18 protein-coding genes are annotated in these 16106 nt (G+C 57.2%); 13 read left to right on the forward strand and 5 right to left on the reverse strand.

Annotation, left to right across the window (positions count from 1 at the left end; all coding sequences use genetic code 11):
* Positions 1-18: 18 nt before the first annotated feature.
* Complete coding sequence (locus ACR0AY_RS00915) at positions 19-1014, reverse strand: hypothetical protein (RefSeq protein WP_170510478.1); 996 nt, start codon at positions 1012-1014, stop codon at positions 19-21.
* A 152-nt stretch (positions 1015-1166) separates the two neighbouring features.
* Here ACR0AY_RS00915 and ACR0AY_RS00920 point away from each other — a divergent pair, with 152 nt between their 5' ends.
* The 3 genes from ACR0AY_RS00920 to preA all read left to right on the forward strand — a co-directional run bounded on the left by ACR0AY_RS00920 (position 1167) and on the right by preA (position 4643).
* On the forward strand, positions 1167-1799 hold the full coding sequence (locus tag ACR0AY_RS00920; protein ID WP_480453625.1) for a cupin domain-containing protein: 633 nt from the start codon (positions 1167-1169) through the stop codon (positions 1797-1799).
* A gap of 159 nt (positions 1800-1958) precedes the next feature.
* Positions 1959-3293: an NAD(P)-dependent oxidoreductase gene (locus ACR0AY_RS00925; RefSeq protein WP_170510472.1), complete on the forward strand. Its 1335-nt coding sequence runs from the start codon at positions 1959-1961 to the stop codon at positions 3291-3293.
* 45 nt (positions 3294-3338) lie between these two features.
* Entirely contained in the window at positions 3339-4643 is a 1305-nt protein-coding gene (preA, locus tag ACR0AY_RS00930) for an NAD-dependent dihydropyrimidine dehydrogenase subunit PreA (RefSeq protein ID WP_170393380.1), read from the forward strand.
* Positions 4644-4694: 51 nt separating this feature from the next.
* Here the strand turns inward: preA and ACR0AY_RS00935 are convergent, their stop codons facing one another.
* Positions 4695-4919 (reverse strand): N-(5'-phosphoribosyl)anthranilate isomerase, encoded by a 225-nt coding sequence (locus ACR0AY_RS00935; protein WP_170510469.1) that lies wholly within the window; start codon positions 4917-4919, stop codon positions 4695-4697.
* A gap of 35 nt (positions 4920-4954) precedes the next feature.
* Positions 4955-5563: a TetR family transcriptional regulator C-terminal domain-containing protein gene (locus ACR0AY_RS00940; protein ID WP_170393378.1), complete on the reverse strand. Its 609-nt coding sequence runs from the start codon at positions 5561-5563 to the stop codon at positions 4955-4957.
* A 171-nt stretch (positions 5564-5734) separates the two neighbouring features.
* On the opposite strand from ACR0AY_RS00940, the gene ACR0AY_RS00945 reads away from it, so the two are divergent.
* The 10 genes from ACR0AY_RS00945 to ACR0AY_RS00990 all read left to right on the forward strand — a co-directional run bounded on the left by ACR0AY_RS00945 (position 5735) and on the right by ACR0AY_RS00990 (position 15061).
* Positions 5735-6985 (forward strand): Zn-dependent hydrolase, encoded by a 1251-nt coding sequence (locus ACR0AY_RS00945; RefSeq protein WP_170510466.1) that lies wholly within the window; start codon positions 5735-5737, stop codon positions 6983-6985.
* Positions 6986-7077: 92 nt separating this feature from the next.
* Positions 7078-8532, forward strand: a complete 1455-nt coding sequence (hydA, locus tag ACR0AY_RS00950; RefSeq protein ID WP_170393377.1) for a dihydropyrimidinase — start codon at positions 7078-7080, stop codon at positions 8530-8532.
* Positions 8533-8587: 55 nt separating this feature from the next.
* Entirely contained in the window at positions 8588-9385 is a 798-nt protein-coding gene (locus ACR0AY_RS00955) for an ABC transporter ATP-binding protein (RefSeq protein WP_170510463.1), read from the forward strand.
* Positions 9385-9816, forward strand: coding sequence for a GNAT family N-acetyltransferase (locus tag ACR0AY_RS00960; RefSeq protein WP_170393374.1), 432 nt, complete (start codon positions 9385-9387; stop codon positions 9814-9816). Before ACR0AY_RS00955 ends, ACR0AY_RS00960 begins: the two co-directional genes overlap by 1 nt.
* Positions 9813-10730, forward strand: coding sequence for an ABC transporter permease (locus tag ACR0AY_RS00965; RefSeq protein ID WP_170405143.1), 918 nt, complete (start codon positions 9813-9815; stop codon positions 10728-10730). The genes ACR0AY_RS00960 and ACR0AY_RS00965 overlap by 4 nt, the downstream gene beginning before the upstream one ends.
* Positions 10727-11572: an ABC transporter permease gene (locus ACR0AY_RS00970; protein WP_170421165.1), complete on the forward strand. Its 846-nt coding sequence runs from the start codon at positions 10727-10729 to the stop codon at positions 11570-11572. The genes ACR0AY_RS00965 and ACR0AY_RS00970 overlap by 4 nt, the downstream gene beginning before the upstream one ends.
* Positions 11573-11631: 59 nt before the next feature.
* Complete coding sequence (locus ACR0AY_RS00975) at positions 11632-12621, forward strand: ABC transporter substrate-binding protein (RefSeq protein ID WP_170393369.1); 990 nt, start codon at positions 11632-11634, stop codon at positions 12619-12621.
* Between the two features lie 161 nt (positions 12622-12782).
* A complete protein-coding gene (locus ACR0AY_RS00980) occupies positions 12783-13496 on the forward strand; it encodes an ABC transporter permease (protein ID WP_170421167.1) in 714 nt (237 codons plus the stop codon).
* Positions 13489-14223 carry an ATP-binding cassette domain-containing protein gene (locus tag ACR0AY_RS00985; RefSeq protein WP_170510461.1) on the forward strand — a complete coding sequence of 245 codons (735 nt, stop codon included), beginning with the start codon at positions 13489-13491 and terminating at the stop codon, positions 14221-14223. The genes ACR0AY_RS00980 and ACR0AY_RS00985 overlap by 8 nt, the downstream gene beginning before the upstream one ends.
* A 22-nt stretch (positions 14224-14245) precedes the next feature.
* Complete coding sequence (locus ACR0AY_RS00990; RefSeq protein WP_170510458.1) at positions 14246-15061, forward strand: substrate-binding domain-containing protein; 816 nt, start codon at positions 14246-14248, stop codon at positions 15059-15061.
* Positions 15062-15100: 39 nt separating this feature from the next.
* Here ACR0AY_RS00990 and ACR0AY_RS00995 read toward each other — a convergent pair whose 3' ends face one another.
* Together ACR0AY_RS00995 and ACR0AY_RS01000 are read right to left on the reverse strand one after the other, a co-directional pair.
* On the reverse strand, positions 15101-15973 hold the full coding sequence (locus ACR0AY_RS00995) for a helix-turn-helix transcriptional regulator (RefSeq protein WP_170510455.1): 873 nt from the start codon (positions 15971-15973) through the stop codon (positions 15101-15103).
* Entirely contained in the window at positions 15974-16099 is a 126-nt protein-coding gene (locus tag ACR0AY_RS01000; RefSeq protein WP_255612119.1) for a hypothetical protein, read from the reverse strand.
* Between the last annotated feature and the right edge of the window lie 7 nt (positions 16100-16106).

Consider the following 16106-nt stretch of genomic DNA (forward strand, 5'->3'; position numbering starts at 1 on the left):
CAGCGCACAATGCCTGCGTCACCGTAGCCACAGTCCCTTAGACTTGATGTTCTTTCGAATGACCTGTTCACGCGCGGGCAAGTTGTCGCGATCAAACAAGGCCCGGATCTTCGCACCTTTGCGTTGGATCACCAGCTTCTTCAGTGGATCATAGCCTTTGAGCACTTTTTTGATCTTGTTCGGGGCCACGACGGTTTCCAATATCTCGACCACATGATCGCTTTCGCGGGCGTAGAGCATCGGGAACAGGCGATAGTGGCAGCTGACCGACCCATCCAGCAGGCCCTCGGGCAGGGCATCCCGTCCGCCACCGAAGGAGTGGATGACCAGCGGCAAGGCGATCTGATCTAGCCACGGGTTCAGAACTTGCCCGGTCAGTTCGGGGATTTCCTCGTCGCGAATGGTGCGGGCATAGCCCATAAACCGCTCACCAAATTGGCGGGGGCATTTGTAGAAGAAATAACCGGCGTTAAAATACAGGTAGCGCCGCCAATAGCCCTCGGGCTGGCTGGGATCGAGAGAGCTTTCGAAATCTAGCCCGAACCGGTCATACAGTGCGCGCCAGATACCCTCATATCCTGGGCCGTAGAGCGTGGGTTTGGGCCATGTTCCCTCGACCCGAAGTGAGGCGCCGGGCTGTTCGAAATCGAACGGGACGTCGGAAATTTCGCCGGTGATCAGAGTGTCGGAGTCGAAAAAGGCAAAGGGCTCGCCCTCTGGCATCGCCAGCAAAGCTTCGATCTTGTTGCCATTGGGATAGCTCGAGCCAAAAGCATGAGATTCAAAAGGCAGAATCTCGGCACCCAGATGCTGCAGGGCTTCAAGAACTTCGGCATCCTGAATGCTGGGGTTCTGAGGCCAAAGAGGGCCGGGCTGTGGCACCCCGACGAACAGCCGACCTTTGAACCCTGGTGAGCTGTGGCGCAGCGAGGCGGCGAACAAAAGAGCCTCGTATTGCAGCCGGTTGTTTTGCCCGATGATGAGGATGTTGAATGTCGCCGGGCTTGCCTGCATCGTGTTGCGCTTTCTGATCGGGCCGGTATTCGGCCGCTGCCTCAATCGGAAGTACAACAAGCTGTGAAGGGCGTCAAAACCCCAAACATGACCGGTTTGCAAATCCGGCTCGTGCTACCATCTAATGTGACAGCAACGCAGGAGGATTGCATATGCGGGTCAATGCAGATTTCACACAGCGGGTCGCCGTTCACTTTGATCAGACCGAATGGGTCGCGTCACCGGCTGCTGGCGTCGAACGCAAGATGCTGGACCGCATTGGCGAGGAAGTGGCGCGTGCCACAACCATCGTGCGCTTTGCCCCCGGCAGCGCGTTTTCGTCGCATACTCATGACGGGGGTGAGGAATATCTGGTGCTGGACGGGGTGTTCCAGGATGAAACCGGAGATTTCCCTGTCGGCAGCTATGTACGCAATCCCCCGACGTCCTCCCATACACCTTCGGCCAGCGAAGGCGCGACTATTCTGGTCAAACTGCATCAGATCGACCCCGATGACCGCACTGAGGTTCGGCGCTCGATCAACGGGGGCGGAGATATCGATTTGTTCAAGGACGTGCATGAGGATGTCCAGGTGCAAACCTGGGGCGCGGGCGAACATATTGAATTGGACGCCGATAAGGGATTTGAGGTCTTTGTTATCGAAGGTGGCTTTGCCGAGGCGGGCGAAGAATTTGGCACTTGGGACTGGTTGCGCTTGCCGCCTGGATCATGCTTTGCTGCTGTAGCAGGAGAGGGCGGAGCCCGTGTTTGGATCAAATCCGGCCACCTGGGCGGGATGGTCTGAGCCACCGCTGCCAACAAAATAGGCAATTTCTGACTGAATCCGGGCGATTCCGCCCGGATTTTTCATTTTTTGACCATTTGGCAAATTTTACCAATTGATAAAAAATCAGATTGTGGCAAGCTGGGGTCCATAACAAACATATCTACAGGGAGTAGAGTGATGGCACAGGGCCAGATGGCACCCGGGATCGTCTCCGGGCGGCTTTCCAGCGATGAGCTGACCTCGAATTTCACCGATCTGCATCCGCCACTGGCCCCGCACGAGGCCGCCGTGGCCGCCGATCGATGCTATTTCTGCTATGACGCGCCATGTGTGACGGCATGTCCTACGGATATCGATATTCCGTTGTTCATTCGCCAGATTCAGGCCGGGCAGCCGCAAGCGGCAGGGCAGACCATTCTGGAGCAGAACATTCTGGGCGGCATGTGTGCCCGGGTTTGTCCGACCGAAACTTTGTGTGAAGAGGCTTGCGTGCGTGAGACGGCCGAAGGCAAGCCGGTCGAGATCGGACGCCTGCAGCGTTATGCAACCGATGATGTGATGGCCTCGGGTGCGCATCCGTTCGAGCGCGCCACAGCAACCGGCAAGACAATTGCCGTAGTTGGGGCAGGGCCCGCCGGTCTGGCCTGTGCGCATCGTCTGGCGATGCTGGGGCACGATGTGGTGATCCACGAAGGCAAGCCCAAGCCAGGCGGTCTGAACGAATACGGGATTGCGGCGTATAAATCTACCAATGATTTTGCACAGGCCGAGGTCGATTGGCTGCTTAAAATAGGCGGGATCGCGATCGAGACCGGTTCGATTCTGGGAGAGACGATTTCTCTGGAAGGGTTGCAGGAGAACTATGACGCTGTTTTCCTGTCAATAGGACTTGCGGGCGTGAACGCACTGCGGGCTGATGGGGTCGATAAAGACGGGGTGCGCCCGGCGGTCGACTTTATCTCGGATGTGCGACAGGCCAGCGATCTGGTTGATCTACCTGTGGGTCGCAATGTCGTTGTGATTGGCGGTGGTATGACTGCCGTAGATGCGGCAGTGAAATCGAAACTGCTAGGCGCTGAGCACGTCACCATCGCCTATCGCCGAGGTCGCGACGCGATGGGTGCCAGCCGGTACGAACAGGATTTGGCGGCGTCGCATGGTGTTCGGATTCTCTGCAATGTTCAGCCGGTGGCCATTCACGGAAATGGTGCCGCAGCAGAGATCGAATTGGAGTATACTGCGAGCCATGATGGTCAACTGACCGGAACGGGTGAAACTGTCCGTGTGCCGGCCGATCAGGTTCTTAAGGCCATCGGTCAGACGCTTGACGGTGCGCCGGAAGGCCTAACGCTGGATGGCAATAAGATTGCCGTGACCGGGGCGGGACGCACTTCAATGACCGGTGTGTGGGCTGGCGGAGACTGTGCGGCAGGTGGCGAAGACCTGACCGTGACCGCCGTAGCCGAAGGTCGCGATGCCGCGATGGATATCCACGCTGCACTGAGCGCGTGAAACTCAAAGACAAAGATGCAGAGCTGCATCAGGGAGGCCGGATAAATGGCTGATTTAACATCAAATTTTCTTGGAATATCAAGCCCGAACCCGTATTGGCTGGCCTCCGCGCCACCGACGGATAAGGAGTACAATGTTCGCCGCGCCTTCGAGGCCGGATGGGGCGGCGTAGTGTGGAAGACCTTGGGGGCCGAGGGGCCTCCGGTCGTGAATGTGAACGGCCCACGCTATGGCGCGATTTATGGCGCGGACCGCCGGTTGTTGGGACTCAACAACATCGAACTGATCACAGATCGGCCGCTTGAGGTGAACCTTGAGGAAATGGCCCGCGTAAAGGCGGATTATCCAGATCGCGCCCTGATCGCCTCGATCATGGTGCCCTGTGAGGAGGCTGCTTGGAAGGCCATTCTGCCGCGTGTTGCTGAAACCGGTGCGGACGGGATCGAGCTGAATTTTGGCTGTCCGCACGGGATGAGTGAACGGGGTATGGGGTCTGCCGTCGGGCAGGTGCCGGAATACATCGAAATGGTGACCCGTTGGTGCAAACAGTATTACGACCGCCCAGTTATCGTGAAGCTAACGCCGAACATTACGGATATCCGCAAACCTGCGGCGGCAGCGAAGAATGGGGGCGCGGATGCGGTGTCGCTGATTAATACGATCAACTCGATCACCAGCGTCAATCTGGACACCTTCAGCCCCGAACCCTCGATTGACGGTAAAGGCAGCCATGGTGGCTACTGCGGACCGGCGGTGAAACCAATCGCGTTGTCGATGGTGTCCGAGATTGCGCGGGCCGAAGCCACGCATGGGCTGCCGATCTCAGGCATCGGTGGCGTCACCACTTGGCGCGATGCAGCAGAGTTTATCTCGCTGGGTTGCGGCAATGTTCAGGTCTGCACTGCAGCGATGACCTATGGGTTCAAAATCATCGATGAATTGACGGCCGGCCTGTCGGAATGGATGGATGAGAAAGGCTATGCCAATATCGACGAAGTGATCGGACGCGCAGTGCCCAATGTGACGGATTGGCAATATCTGAACCTCAACTACATCGCCAAAGCGAAGATCGATCAGGATCAGTGCATCAAATGCGGTCGCTGTTTTGCAGCCTGTGAAGACACCAGCCATCAGGCGATTTCGATGTCGGCGGATCGGGTGTTCGAGGTTATCGACGAGGAATGTGTGGCCTGCAATCTTTGCGTGGATGTGTGCCCTGTAGAGGGGTGTATTTCCATGGAGCCGATGGCCGCCGGAGCGGTTGATCCGCGCACAGGCAAGGTCGTTGATCCTGAATATGCCAATTGGACGACACACCCCAACAACCCCATGGCGAAAGCGGCGGAGTAGTCAGAGATTTTTCGTCGAAAAATCTTGGCGGAGAAAATTCGACGAATTTACTCAGAACAGAATGTCGATGGGTCCGTTGTGGCAGATGATGACATATTGATTGGCGGTGCGGATCAAATGGTATCCGCGCCGTTTCACTTCTGCCTGAAAAGCCGCGTGACCAACCTCGCGTTCGACCCAAGCAACTGAGCGTCGCCCAACAGCTCCCGTTCGAGCAGATCCGGACGAGAAAAGCTGGGTGATCCAAGCCTCGGGATCTGGGCGATACGTCTTCATATCCCGAGCTATTTCTCAATAGGGTTAAGCGTTTCTTAAGGTGTAAGCAGTTTTCGATAGAGCGTTTCTACGAACGGAACCGCGCCTTCGAAAGGGTCTTCTTCCCCAAGAATTGCCCGGACTTGAACATCGAAATCCGCATAATGCTGTGTCAGCGCCCAGATCGAAAAAATCAGATGATAGGGATGGACTCGTGCAATTTTGCCCTGAGCCATCCAGCTTGTCAGAATCGTGGTTTTTTCATCGACCAGTTTTTTGAGATCGCTGGACAAAGCTTCATGAATGCGCGGCGCGCCCTGAACAAGCTCATTGGCAAAGAGGCGGCTCTCGCGCGGCAGGTCGCGGCTCATCTCAAGCTTGCGTTGGATATAAGACAGTATTTCTTCCAGCGGGTCGCCATCCTCATTCAACGCGTGCAGGGGAGCGAGCCAGACTTCAAGCAGACCCGACAACAGGGCTGTATGGATCGCTTCTTTCGATGGAAAATAATAGAGCAGATTGGGCTTGCTTAGCCCCGCCTCAGCTGCAATTTGGTCGACGGTTGCACCGCGAAAACCGTGGGCTGAGAACACATTCAGGGCCGCCTCGAGAATCGCTGCTCGGTTCTTTTGCTGAATCCGGGTTGGGGCGCGGTCTTTGGGCATGTTCACCTGTTGTCCTTTTTTCGGCCAGTTGGGCGTCAATTATGTCGAAAATTCCGGCAGGCCACTGCAATTTCTTGACTGATGTCGAACCCGTGATAGCGTGAGTTTGACCAGATGGTCAAATCAAGACACCAAAAGCGAGCCAAATCGCAAGCAACAGGGAAGAACAAGATGGCAGCTCCGGCGCAGAATCTCAGGATCAATGGCGACAGGTTATGGGACAGCCTGATGGAGATGGCCAAGATCGGCCCAGGCGTCGCGGGTGGGAACAACCGTCAGACGCTAACGGACGAGGACGCCGACGGGCGCGCGCTGTTTCAGAAATGGTGCGAGGATGCCGGTTGCTCGATGGGGTTGGACCAGATGGGCAACATGTTTGCCCGACGAGAGGGAGCGGACCCTGAGGCTCTGCCGGTTTATGTAGGGTCGCATTTGGATACGCAGCCCACAGGTGGCAAGTATGATGGCGTTCTTGGCGTGCTTGGTGGGCTGGAGATCATTCGCACGCTGAATGACCTAGGCATCAAGACCAAGCACCCTATTGTGGCCACCAATTGGACCAACGAAGAAGGGACGCGATATGCCCCGGCGATGTTGTCTTCGGGGGTGTTTGCCGGAATGCACACTCAGGACTGGGCTTATGCACGTGAGGATGCCGAAGGAAAGAAGTTCGGGGATGAACTGAACCGCATCGGTTGGCGCGGCGATGAAGAGGTTGGTGCGCGCAAGATGCACGCTTTCTTTGAGCTGCACATTGAACAGGGCCCGATTCTGGAAGCTGAAGGTAAGGATATTGGCGTTGTAACCCATGGTCAGGGTTTGAGCTGGACCCAGGTTACCGTGACCGGCAAGGATGCGCATACTGGGTCTACGCCGATGCCGATGCGCAAGAATGCCGGGCTGGCGATGGCGCGTATTCTTGAGAAAGTCGACGAGATTGCATGGTCGCATGCACCTCATGCCGTGGGTGCGGCGGGGCATATCGATGTCTATCCGAACTCACGCAATGTGATCCCCGGAAAGGCAGTGTTCACGGTCGATTTTCGCTCGCCCGAGTTGGACGTTATCACTGATATGGAGAACCGTCTGCGAGTCGCAGCTGAAGATATCGTCGAAGAGATGGGGCTGCAGATCGAATTCGAGAAAGTGGGCGGTTTTGATCCGGTGAAGTTTGATGAGGGTTGCGTGGCGGCTGTGCGCGATGCGGCTGAGCGGTTGGGGTATTCGCATACGGATATCATCTCGGGCGCCGGTCATGATGCCTGCTGGATCAACCGGGTGGCGCCAACAGCGATGGTGATGTGCCCATGCGTTGATGGGTTGAGCCATAATGAAGCTGAGGAGATCAGCAAGGATTGGGCTGCAGCTGGGGCGGATGTTCTGTTGCATGCGGTCGTTGAGACAGCAGAGATTGTGGAATAGGGGGCTCTGCCCCCGTCGCCCGATGGGCGGCTCCCCCGGGATATTTTTAGCCAGATGAAGCAAGCGGCGTAGACCGCATCAGGGAGTTTAACATGAGCACTGTAATCAAGAACGGAACCGTTGTGACCGCTGATCTGACCTATAAGGCGGATGTAAAGGTCGAAGGTGGTGTGATTACTGAGATTGGGCCGGACCTGCGAGGTGATAAGGAACTTGATGCATCGGGCTGTTATGTCATGCCCGGAGGGATCGACCCGCACACGCATCTGGAAATGCCGTTTATGGGAACCTATTCCAGCGATGATTTCGAAAGCGGCACGCGCGCAGCGCTGGCAGGCGGGACCACGATGGTTGTGGATTTCGCGTTGCCTAATCCGGGCGAAAGCCTGTTGGACGCCCTGAAGCGTTGGGACAACAAGTCTACGCGCGCGAATTGTGATTATTCGTTCCATATGGCGGTGACCTGGTGGGGCGAGCAGGTGTTTGATGACATCAAAACCGTCATCGAGACGCGCGGCATCAACACGTTCAAGCATTTCATGGCCTATAAAGGCGCACTGATGGTGAACGACGATGAGCTTTTTGCCTCGTTCAAGCGTTTGGCCGAGCTGGGCGGCACTGCGATGGTGCATGCCGAGAACGGCGATGTGGTTGCTGAGCTGAGCGCGAAACTGCTCGCCGAAGGCAATACTGGACCAGAGGCACATGCTTATTCCCGCCCACCGCAGGTGGAAGGTGAGGCAACCAACCGGGCGATCATGATTGCAGATATGGCGGGTGTGCCGCTCTATGTGGTGCATACTTCCTGTGAGGAGGCGCACGAGGCCATCCGGCGCGCCAAGATGCAGGGCAAGCGGGTTTGGGGCGAACCTTTGATCCAACACCTGACATTGGATGAGAGTGAATACTTCCACCACGATTGGGAGCACGCGGCACGTCGGGTCATGAGCCCTCCGTTCCGGAACAAACAGCATCAGGATAGCTTGTGGAACGGTTTGCAGTCCGGAACACTGAGTGTGGTGGCCACGGATCACTGTGCCTTTACGACCGAGCAGAAACGCTATGGCGTTGGGGATTTCACCAAGATCCCGAACGGCACCGGCGGGTTGGAGGACCGGATGCCGATGCTGTGGACCCATGGGGTGAATACCGGGCGATTGACGCCGAATGAGTTCGTGGCTGTTACTTCAACTAACATCGCCAAGATATTGAATTGTTATCCGAAAAAAGGTGCGGTTCTTGTGGGCGCTGATGCAGATTTGGTGGTTTGGGATCCGGATAAGGCCAAGGTGATCTCGGCTGATACGCAGCAGTCATCGATCGACTACAACGTCTTCGAGGGCAAAGAGGTGCGAGGGCTGCCCCGGTTCACGCTGACCCGCGGTGCGGTGGCTGTACATGATGGCGAGATTCAGACTCAGGAAGGGCACGGGAAGTTCGTTGCGCGCGAGGCCAACACCCATGTGAACAAGGCGCTGAGCACCTGGAAAGAGCTGACCGCGCCTCGACCGGTTGAGCGGACGGGTATTCCGGCAACGGGTGTATAAACCCCTTGGGTCGCCTTTCCGGCGATCCGGGTCTGAGCTTCTTCAAGGCAATGGAATGAATACAGAAAATACTACTCAGCCCGTTATTGAGGCAAGGCAGCTGGATCTTACATTTCAGACGAATGATGGGCCTATTCATGCGCTGAAAGATGTGAACTTGTCGATTGGCAAGGGGGAGTTCGTTAGTTTTATCGGCCCCTCGGGCTGCGGCAAGACGACGTTCCTGCGCTGTATCGCAGCGCTCGAAACACCGACCGGCGGGACCCTGACCGTGAATGGCATGACGCCTGACGAAGCACGGCGAAAGCGCGCTTATGGGTATGTGTTTCAGGCGGCCGGGCTCTACCCTTGGCGGACCATTGCAAAGAACATCAAGCTGCCGCTTGAGATCATGGGCTATTCCTCCGCCGAGCAGGAGGAACGCGTTAGAAAGGTTCTGGAACTTGTTGATCTTAATGGATTTGGCGGTAAGTTCCCCTGGCAGCTCTCGGGCGGGATGCAACAGCGGGCCAGTATCGCGCGGGCCTTGGCATTTGATGCGGATATTCTGCTGATGGACGAGCCGTTCGGTGCGCTCGATGAGATCGTGCGCGACCATCTGAACGAACAGCTTCTGGCATTATGGGCGCGCACCGAGAAGACCATCGGTTTCGTGACACATTCGATCCCCGAAGCGGTGTATCTCAGCACCAAAATCGTGGTAATGAGCCCTCGGCCCGGCCGGATCACGGATGTGATCGATAGCCCTCTGCCGAAAGAGCGGCCTTTGGATATCCGTGATACGCCCGAGTTTATCGAAGTCGCCCACCGCGTGCGAGAAGGATTGCGAGCGGGTCATGGGGATGATGTGTGATGGCGGATAAAGGCATCAGACGGGCATCCCGCGAAGATGTGGGGGATTGCGCGCGCATCATCGCGACCTGGGCCGCCCAGACCGATTGGATACCCGAGGAATTGCCAGAAGAAAAGCTGGCGGATCTGATCCTTGAGGCGTTTCCGAACAGGGACATCTGGATCGCAGGTGATCCGATTGATTGCTATATGTCTGTCGATCCGGTCGAACATAAGGTTGGTGCGCTGTATTGTTTGCGCACTGGGCAGGGCATCGGCAAGCAATTGCTGGATAAGGCGAAGGAGGGGCGCGACCATCTTTGGCTGACCACACATGTGCCAAATGTCGACGCGCAACGGTTTTATCGGCGCGAGGGCTTTGTTGAGACGGGAAGAGAGCCTCCGGTGCCACCTGACACAGTGCCTGTCATTCGGATGGAGTGGCACGCATGAAGCAGATCATTGCAGTCCTCACCGTGATCGCCGCCATTGTCGTTGTCTGGTACGCGGCCTGTATTCCTATGAATATCAAAGGGGTTCTGACTGAACAGGAGCGCGCGGGTGCTGAAGTCCAGCCACCTTCAGCCAAGGATCGCCGGGACATGGGGGAGATCGGTCTGGCCTTGAACAACGCGTTTGCAATTCCAGCCACATGGGAGCAGGACCGCCCCCGTCTGCCTGCACCCCATCAAGTTGGGATTGAGTTGTGGGAAACCACGATTGAGAAAAAAATCACCTCGAAACGCTCTCTGATTTATCATGGCTGGGTCACGCTGAGCGCTACGATGCTGGGTTTCGCTATCGGAACCGGGTTGGGCATCCTACTGGCGGTCGGGATCGTGCACAGTCGGGTGATGGATCTGTCGGTGATGCCCTGGGCGATCGTCAGCCAGACCATTCCTATCATTGCGTTGGCTCCGATGATCATTGTTGTTCTGTATTCTGTTGGGGTTCAAGGGATCATTCCGAAGGCGATCATTTCGGCGTATCTGAGTTTCTTCCCCGTCGTCGTAGGCATGGTAAAAGGGCTGCGCAGCCCGGATGCTATGCAGTTGGATTTGCTGCGAACCTACAATGCCAGCCGTTCGCAAGGGTTTTGGAAACTGCGGCTGCCGGCCTCGATGCCCTATCTGTTTACATCGCTGAAAATTGGCGTCGCTGCGTCGCTGGTCGGGGCCATTGTTGGAGAACTGCCGACCGGGGCTGTTGCCGGGTTGGGTGCACGGCTGCTGGCCGGTAGCTACTATGGCCAGACGGTACAGATCTGGTCGGCGCTGTTTGCTGCAGCCATTCTCGCCGCCTGTCTCGTCGGGTTGCTGGGGCTGATCGAGCGGACCGTCCTGAAACGAATGGGGATGGCACAATGATACCTATTCTTGGTGCAATCGCTGTCTGGTTATTGGGCTGGTGGTTGAACAGCCGTCTGGCCAGCGGACCCTATTCTGACACACGGATGGTGCGGTTTCTTGCGCCCCTGATCTTCGGTCTGACCGTGATTGGCATCTGGGAGCTGGTGGTGCGTGGGCTAGAAGTGCCCTTGGTCATTCTGCCCGCGCCATCAGTCATCTGGGACCGTTTCTGGGACAGTTTGCCGACACTTTGGGCTGACTTTGTTCAAACGATCATCAAGGGAGCACTCAGCGGCTACATCATCGGCTGCGGTTCGGCCTTTCTCATGGCAATTGCCGTGGATAGATGGGATTTCCTGCGCCTCGGGCTTCTTCCCGTCGGCAACTTTGTTGCAGCGCTGCCGATCGTGGGCACCGCACCCATTCTAGTGATGTGGTTCGGGTTCGACTGGCATTCCAAGGCGGCGGTCGTCGTAGTGATGGTGTTCTTCCCGATGCTGGTGAACACGGTGGCAGGGCTGCGCGAAGCCACAACGATGCAGCGCGATCTGATGGAGACCTATGCCGCCACCTATTGGCAGAGCTTCCTGAAACTTCGCCTCCCCGCCGCGATGCCGTTTATTTTCAACGGGCTAAAGATTTCTACCACTCTGGCGCTGATCGGCGCTATCGTGGCTGAGTTCTTTGGCTCCCCCACATTGGGCATGGGCTTTCGGATATCGACCAGCGTCGGGCAATTGTCGCTGGATATGGTGTGGGCCGAGATTGTAGTGGCCGCGCTGGCGGGGACGGCCTTCTATGGCGTAGTGGCGATGATCGAAAAGGCGGTGACCTTCTGGCATCCGTCGCAGCGAGGATAAAGGAATAATTCAACAGACCCCATAAACGGGGCAAACATAAGCAACTAGGAGATATGAAGATGAAGAAGCTACTCAGTGGGGCGGTTGCGGCCTTTAGCCTGGCAGCCAGTGCGACACTTGCTGCGGATGAGGTGACACTGCAATTGAAGTGGGTCACGCAAGCGCAGTTTGCGGGCTATTATGTGGCAAAAGACAAAGGGTTCTACGAAGAAGAAGGGCTGGACGTCACCATTCTGCCCGGTGGTCCTGATATTGCGCCTACACAGGTGATCGCAGGTGGCGGAGCAGACGTTACGGTGGAATGGATGCCGGCTGCACTTGCTGCGCGCGAAAAGGGTCTGCCTCTGGTGAACATCGCGCAGCCTTTCAAGAGCTCGGGCATGATGCTGACCTGCTGGAAAGATGCGGGGATTGCCTCGCCCGAAGATCTCAAAAATCGCACGCTGGGAGTCTGGTTCTTCGGCAACGAATTCCCGTTCATGAGCTGGATGAGTCAGCTGGGAATCGGTACCGATGGCAAAAGCGACAGCGGTGTCGAAGTGCTGAAACAAGGCTTTAACGTAGACCCGCTGCTGCAGCGTCAGGCCGATTGCATCAGCACCATGACCTACAATGAGTATTGGCAGGTCATTGATGCCGGTGTCACGCCTGAAGAACTGGTAACCTTCAAATACGAAGATCAGGGCGTCGCCACGCTTGAGGATGGTCTATATGTGCTTGAAGAAAATTTGAGCGATGCGGCCTTCACCGATAAGATGGAACGGTTTGTCCGTGCCTCGATGAAGGGTTGGAAATACGCCGAAGAGAACCCGGATGAAGCCGCCGAGATCGTTCTCGAAAACGATGCAACCGGTGCCCAGACAGAAGAGCATCAAAAGCGCATGATGGGCGAGATTGCCAAGCTGACCGCAGGGTCGAACGGGGCGCTGGATCCAGCCGATTTCGACCGCACGGTTGATACCCTGCTGGCGGGCGGATCTGATCCAGTTATCACCAAAAAGCCTGAAGGGGCATGGACACATCAGATCACCGACGCTGCGCTGAACTGAACCAGCTACAGCAAAAGACGTGCCAATCAAACGCGGCCCTGACGGGGCCGCGTTCTTAGTTTTGAATGTCGAATTTGTGCCTGTACTTGCTGGCCAGAACCTTTAGTATTTCCCTGTAATTTATAGCATTTTGTCACATCATACGGCATGAATGGTAAAATATGCAAGGATTTGCATCAGAATTCACTCAGGCACTCTCGCTGATCCTCGAAGGGGATGCAGAGCTGTGGGCAATTGTGTTGTTGTCGCTGCGTGTTTCGATCTTTGCTGTTCTGATTTCGGCGGTCATCGGGATGCCTATTGGGGCAGCTTTGGCCGTCGCGCGGTTTCCGGGACGGCGGGCGCTGATTATCCTTGTGAACGCTCTGATGGGGTTCCCACCAGTCGTCGTCGGTTTGCTGGTCTACCTGATGTTGTCCCGATCCGGTCCTCTGGGGGTGCTGGAACTTCTCTACACCCCCACCGCAATGATCATAGCGCAGGTGGTGCTGGTGACGCCGATCATGGCCGCACTTACCCGGCAGGTAGTCGAGATGCTGGCTGAGGAGTATTCTGAACAGCTCCGCTCGCTCGGCGTATCGCGGTTGGCTTCGATCCCGGTGCTGTTGTGGGACGCGCGTCTGGCGCTGGTCACCGCATTACTGGCCGGGTTTGGCCGGGCAATCGCCGAGGTAGGCGCGGTGATTATTGTCGGCGGCAATATCAATCACGTGACGCGCGTGATGACGACCACGATTGCGCTCGAAACCTCGAAGGGGAATTTGGCGCTGGCGCTGGCCTTGGGTGTGATCCTGATCGGTTTGGCCGTGGCGGTAAACGCGATGGTCAGCGCGTTGACCCTGCGGGCCGAGCGGGAAGGGCTGCGCCATGCGTGATGTCGTGACCGAGGCGCCGGGTATGTTGGAGGTTCACGGGTTGCACATTGCGCGCGAAGGCAAGGTGCTGCTCGATGTCCCGCATTTGTGTCTGGATGGCCCGGGTCCGACCATGATCTTGGGTCCAAACGGCGCTGGCAAAAGTCTGTTGCTGCGTTGTCTGCATGGTCTGATTCAACCCGACAGCGGGCGTGTCTGTCAGGACGGTGTTGTGTTGAATGCAGCCCACAAAGCGCGGCAGGCGATGGTGTTTCAAAGCCCCGTGTTGCTGCGCCGCTCGGTCGCGGCCAATCTGGACTTTGTGCTAAAGCGGAAATCGATGCCCCGTGCCCTGCGCAGGCATCGTATTGAAGCTTTGCTGGCCGAAGGTGGACTGGATGGCAAGGCACGTCAATCCGCGCGTTCGCTGTCTGGTGGCGAGGCGCAAAGGTTGGCGATCCTGCGCGCGTTGGCCTTAGACCCCAGGACCTTGTTTCTGGACGAACCCACCAGCGCATTGGATCCAAGCGCCATGCAGATGATCGAGCGGATGGTCCTGCGTGCCTCGGCCCGGGGTGTGCGCATCGTGATGGTGACGCATGACATCGGGCAGGCGCGGCGCCTGGCATCTGACATCGTGATGATGCAGGCAGGGCATGTGGTTGAACATGGGGGGGCACAGCAGGTGCTGGAAACCCCAAAAAGCAACGAGTCGCGCCGGTATCTGGCTGGCGGTCTGGTAACCTGATGAACAGAGATGGAGACTTCGAATGATCCCTGATTTCGTTCGGGCATCAATTGTTGCGCTTGGACTGACCACAGGCGCAGGTTTGGCGGAAGAACCCTTTATCGTCGTGCAATCCACGACCTCGACGCAGAACTCGGGTCTGCTGGACTATATCCTGCCAGGGTTTGAGGCTGAAACCGGTATCGATGTACGGGTTGTGGCCGTCGGGACCGGTCAGGCGATCCGGAACGCAATCAACGGCGATGGCGATGTTCTTCTGGTTCACTCCAAGCCCGCTGAAGAGCAGTTTGTAGCAGACGGTTGGGGTGTCGAACGGTTCGATGTCATGTACAATGATTTTGTATTGGTTGGCCCAAAATCTGATCCGGCCGGAATTGCCGGGGGCAACGACATTACAACCGCTTTGACAGCTGTGGCCGAAACGAAGGTACCCTTTGCCTCGCGAGGTGATGATAGCGGCACTCACAAAGCCGAGATGCGCTATTGGGAGGCGACCGGGGTTGACCCGACGGAGGCCTCGGGGACTTGGTATCGCGAGACCGGATCGGGGATGGGGGCAACGCTGAACGTGGCCAGCGGCATGGACGCGTATGCTCTGACCGACCGGGCGACTTGGTTGTCTTTCGGAAACCGGGGCAATCTGGAGGTCTTGGTCGAGGGCGATCCGCGCCTGTTTAACCAATATGGTGTAATCCTCGTGAACCCTGAAAAGCACTCCGGCGTTCGCGCCGCTGCCGGGCAAAGGTTTATCGATTGGCTTATCGGCCCTGATGGACAGGCGGCGATTGCGTCTTACACGCTGGATGGTGAGCAGTTGTTTTTTCCAAACGCACAGTAAGTTCGACTTGGGTTAGCGCAACCGCGAATAGACGACAGATCAACCACTGGCGCCGTTGTGGTGGATCCGACCCAGATTTGCGAGGTCATAGCCGCCTATTTCATCAGCGCGTTCGGTAAAACGCTCGGATTTCAAAAACTGGGTCAGCGTCTGCATGGGGACCTCGAAGAAGGCGCGGCGCCAGATTGCAAGGTCCAGACGCTCGGAATGGGTGGGCACAAAACTTAGCCCGTACGGGCGCGCCAGTGCACCGAGGCCAAAACCAACCTCTGCCTTGCCGTCACGCAGAGCGGTGGCCAGTTCTTCCTCGGTGCGGGCGCAAACAGGCAAGGTGTTCAGATCATCACGACCCAGACCGTGGGCGCTGAGCAGTGCATCGAACAGACGCTGGCTGGCGGCGCTGTCTTGCCGCAGAATGATCCGTCTGCCTTTCAAATCCTGAAACCCCGAGATGTCCGAAGTGCCGGGTGCCAGCAACAGGCCGCGCTGCCGGTTGGCAATCTGATAGAGGATCACAGGTGCTTCGCCTATCGTGTCGCGCAGGGTCTGAGTGTTGAAGCCGTCCGGTTCGTGGATATGCAAGGCCGCCGCCTGTGCGCTGCGCTCCGCGAGACGATTCAGCCCGTCGAAAGACCCATCATAGTAAGTCGCAAGCCCAGAGCCGCTTTCCCGCAAAGCCCAGTCCAGCAGGGGATCGTGGCTACCTGCCACGATCGGCGGCAGGGGTGGTTCGACGACATCGGGGCCAGAGCGTGAGGCGTTGAGCCACGCTATGATCTCGGCTTTTGGGAACAACAGCTTGCCCATGGCGCGTACACAGGGGATCTCGCCCGAGGATGCCAGATCATAGGCCTTCCGCTCACCAATGCGCAGCAGATCCGCCAATTCGCGGGTGGTCAGGTATTGCGGCATTCAGTCGAGGCGTACAGCCGAACCGGACGTCTTGTCGGCGGCGCTGAAACCGAATTGATCCAGCGTGTAAGGAGCGGCGACAGTGATCACGACCATCGCGGCGACGGCGGTCAGAAAGGCTTTCATGTTCTCC

This window comes from Ruegeria sp. A5 (genome assembly GCF_056543005.1).

What these genes read in the sequence shown, in the direction of transcription:
- ACR0AY_RS00985 (WP_170510461.1), top strand. Translation starts at nt 13,489, where the DNA reads ATGCGTGATGTCGTGACCGAGGCGCCGGGTATGTTGGAGGTTCACGGG.
- ACR0AY_RS00940 (WP_170393378.1), bottom strand. Translation starts at nt 5,563, where the DNA reads ATGCCCAAAGACCGCGCCCCAACCCGGATTCAGCAAAAGAACCGAGCA.
- ACR0AY_RS00980 (WP_170421167.1), top strand. Translation starts at nt 12,783, where the DNA reads ATGCAAGGATTTGCATCAGAATTCACTCAGGCACTCTCGCTGATCCTC.
- ACR0AY_RS00920 (WP_480453625.1), top strand. Translation starts at nt 1,167, where the DNA reads ATGCGGGTCAATGCAGATTTCACACAGCGGGTCGCCGTTCACTTTGAT.
- preA (WP_170393380.1), top strand. Translation starts at nt 3,339, where the DNA reads ATGGCTGATTTAACATCAAATTTTCTTGGAATATCAAGCCCGAACCCG.
- ACR0AY_RS00995 (WP_170510455.1), bottom strand. Translation starts at nt 15,973, where the DNA reads ATGCCGCAATACCTGACCACCCGCGAATTGGCGGATCTGCTGCGCATT.
- ACR0AY_RS00970 (WP_170421165.1), top strand. Translation starts at nt 10,727, where the DNA reads ATGATACCTATTCTTGGTGCAATCGCTGTCTGGTTATTGGGCTGGTGG.
- ACR0AY_RS00965 (WP_170405143.1), top strand. Translation starts at nt 9,813, where the DNA reads ATGAAGCAGATCATTGCAGTCCTCACCGTGATCGCCGCCATTGTCGTT.
- ACR0AY_RS00925 (WP_170510472.1), top strand. Translation starts at nt 1,959, where the DNA reads ATGGCACAGGGCCAGATGGCACCCGGGATCGTCTCCGGGCGGCTTTCC.
- ACR0AY_RS00975 (WP_170393369.1), top strand. Translation starts at nt 11,632, where the DNA reads ATGAAGAAGCTACTCAGTGGGGCGGTTGCGGCCTTTAGCCTGGCAGCC.
- ACR0AY_RS01000 (WP_255612119.1), bottom strand. Translation starts at nt 16,099, where the DNA reads ATGAAAGCCTTTCTGACCGCCGTCGCCGCGATGGTCGTGATCACTGTC.
- ACR0AY_RS00960 (WP_170393374.1), top strand. Translation starts at nt 9,385, where the DNA reads ATGGCGGATAAAGGCATCAGACGGGCATCCCGCGAAGATGTGGGGGAT.
- ACR0AY_RS00945 (WP_170510466.1), top strand. Translation starts at nt 5,735, where the DNA reads ATGGCAGCTCCGGCGCAGAATCTCAGGATCAATGGCGACAGGTTATGG.
- hydA (WP_170393377.1), top strand. Translation starts at nt 7,078, where the DNA reads ATGAGCACTGTAATCAAGAACGGAACCGTTGTGACCGCTGATCTGACC.
- ACR0AY_RS00915 (WP_170510478.1), bottom strand. Translation starts at nt 1,014, where the DNA reads ATGCAGGCAAGCCCGGCGACATTCAACATCCTCATCATCGGGCAAAAC.
- ACR0AY_RS00935 (WP_170510469.1), bottom strand. Translation starts at nt 4,919, where the DNA reads ATGAAGACGTATCGCCCAGATCCCGAGGCTTGGATCACCCAGCTTTTC.
- ACR0AY_RS00990 (WP_170510458.1), top strand. Translation starts at nt 14,246, where the DNA reads ATGATCCCTGATTTCGTTCGGGCATCAATTGTTGCGCTTGGACTGACC.
- ACR0AY_RS00955 (WP_170510463.1), top strand. Translation starts at nt 8,588, where the DNA reads ATGAATACAGAAAATACTACTCAGCCCGTTATTGAGGCAAGGCAGCTG.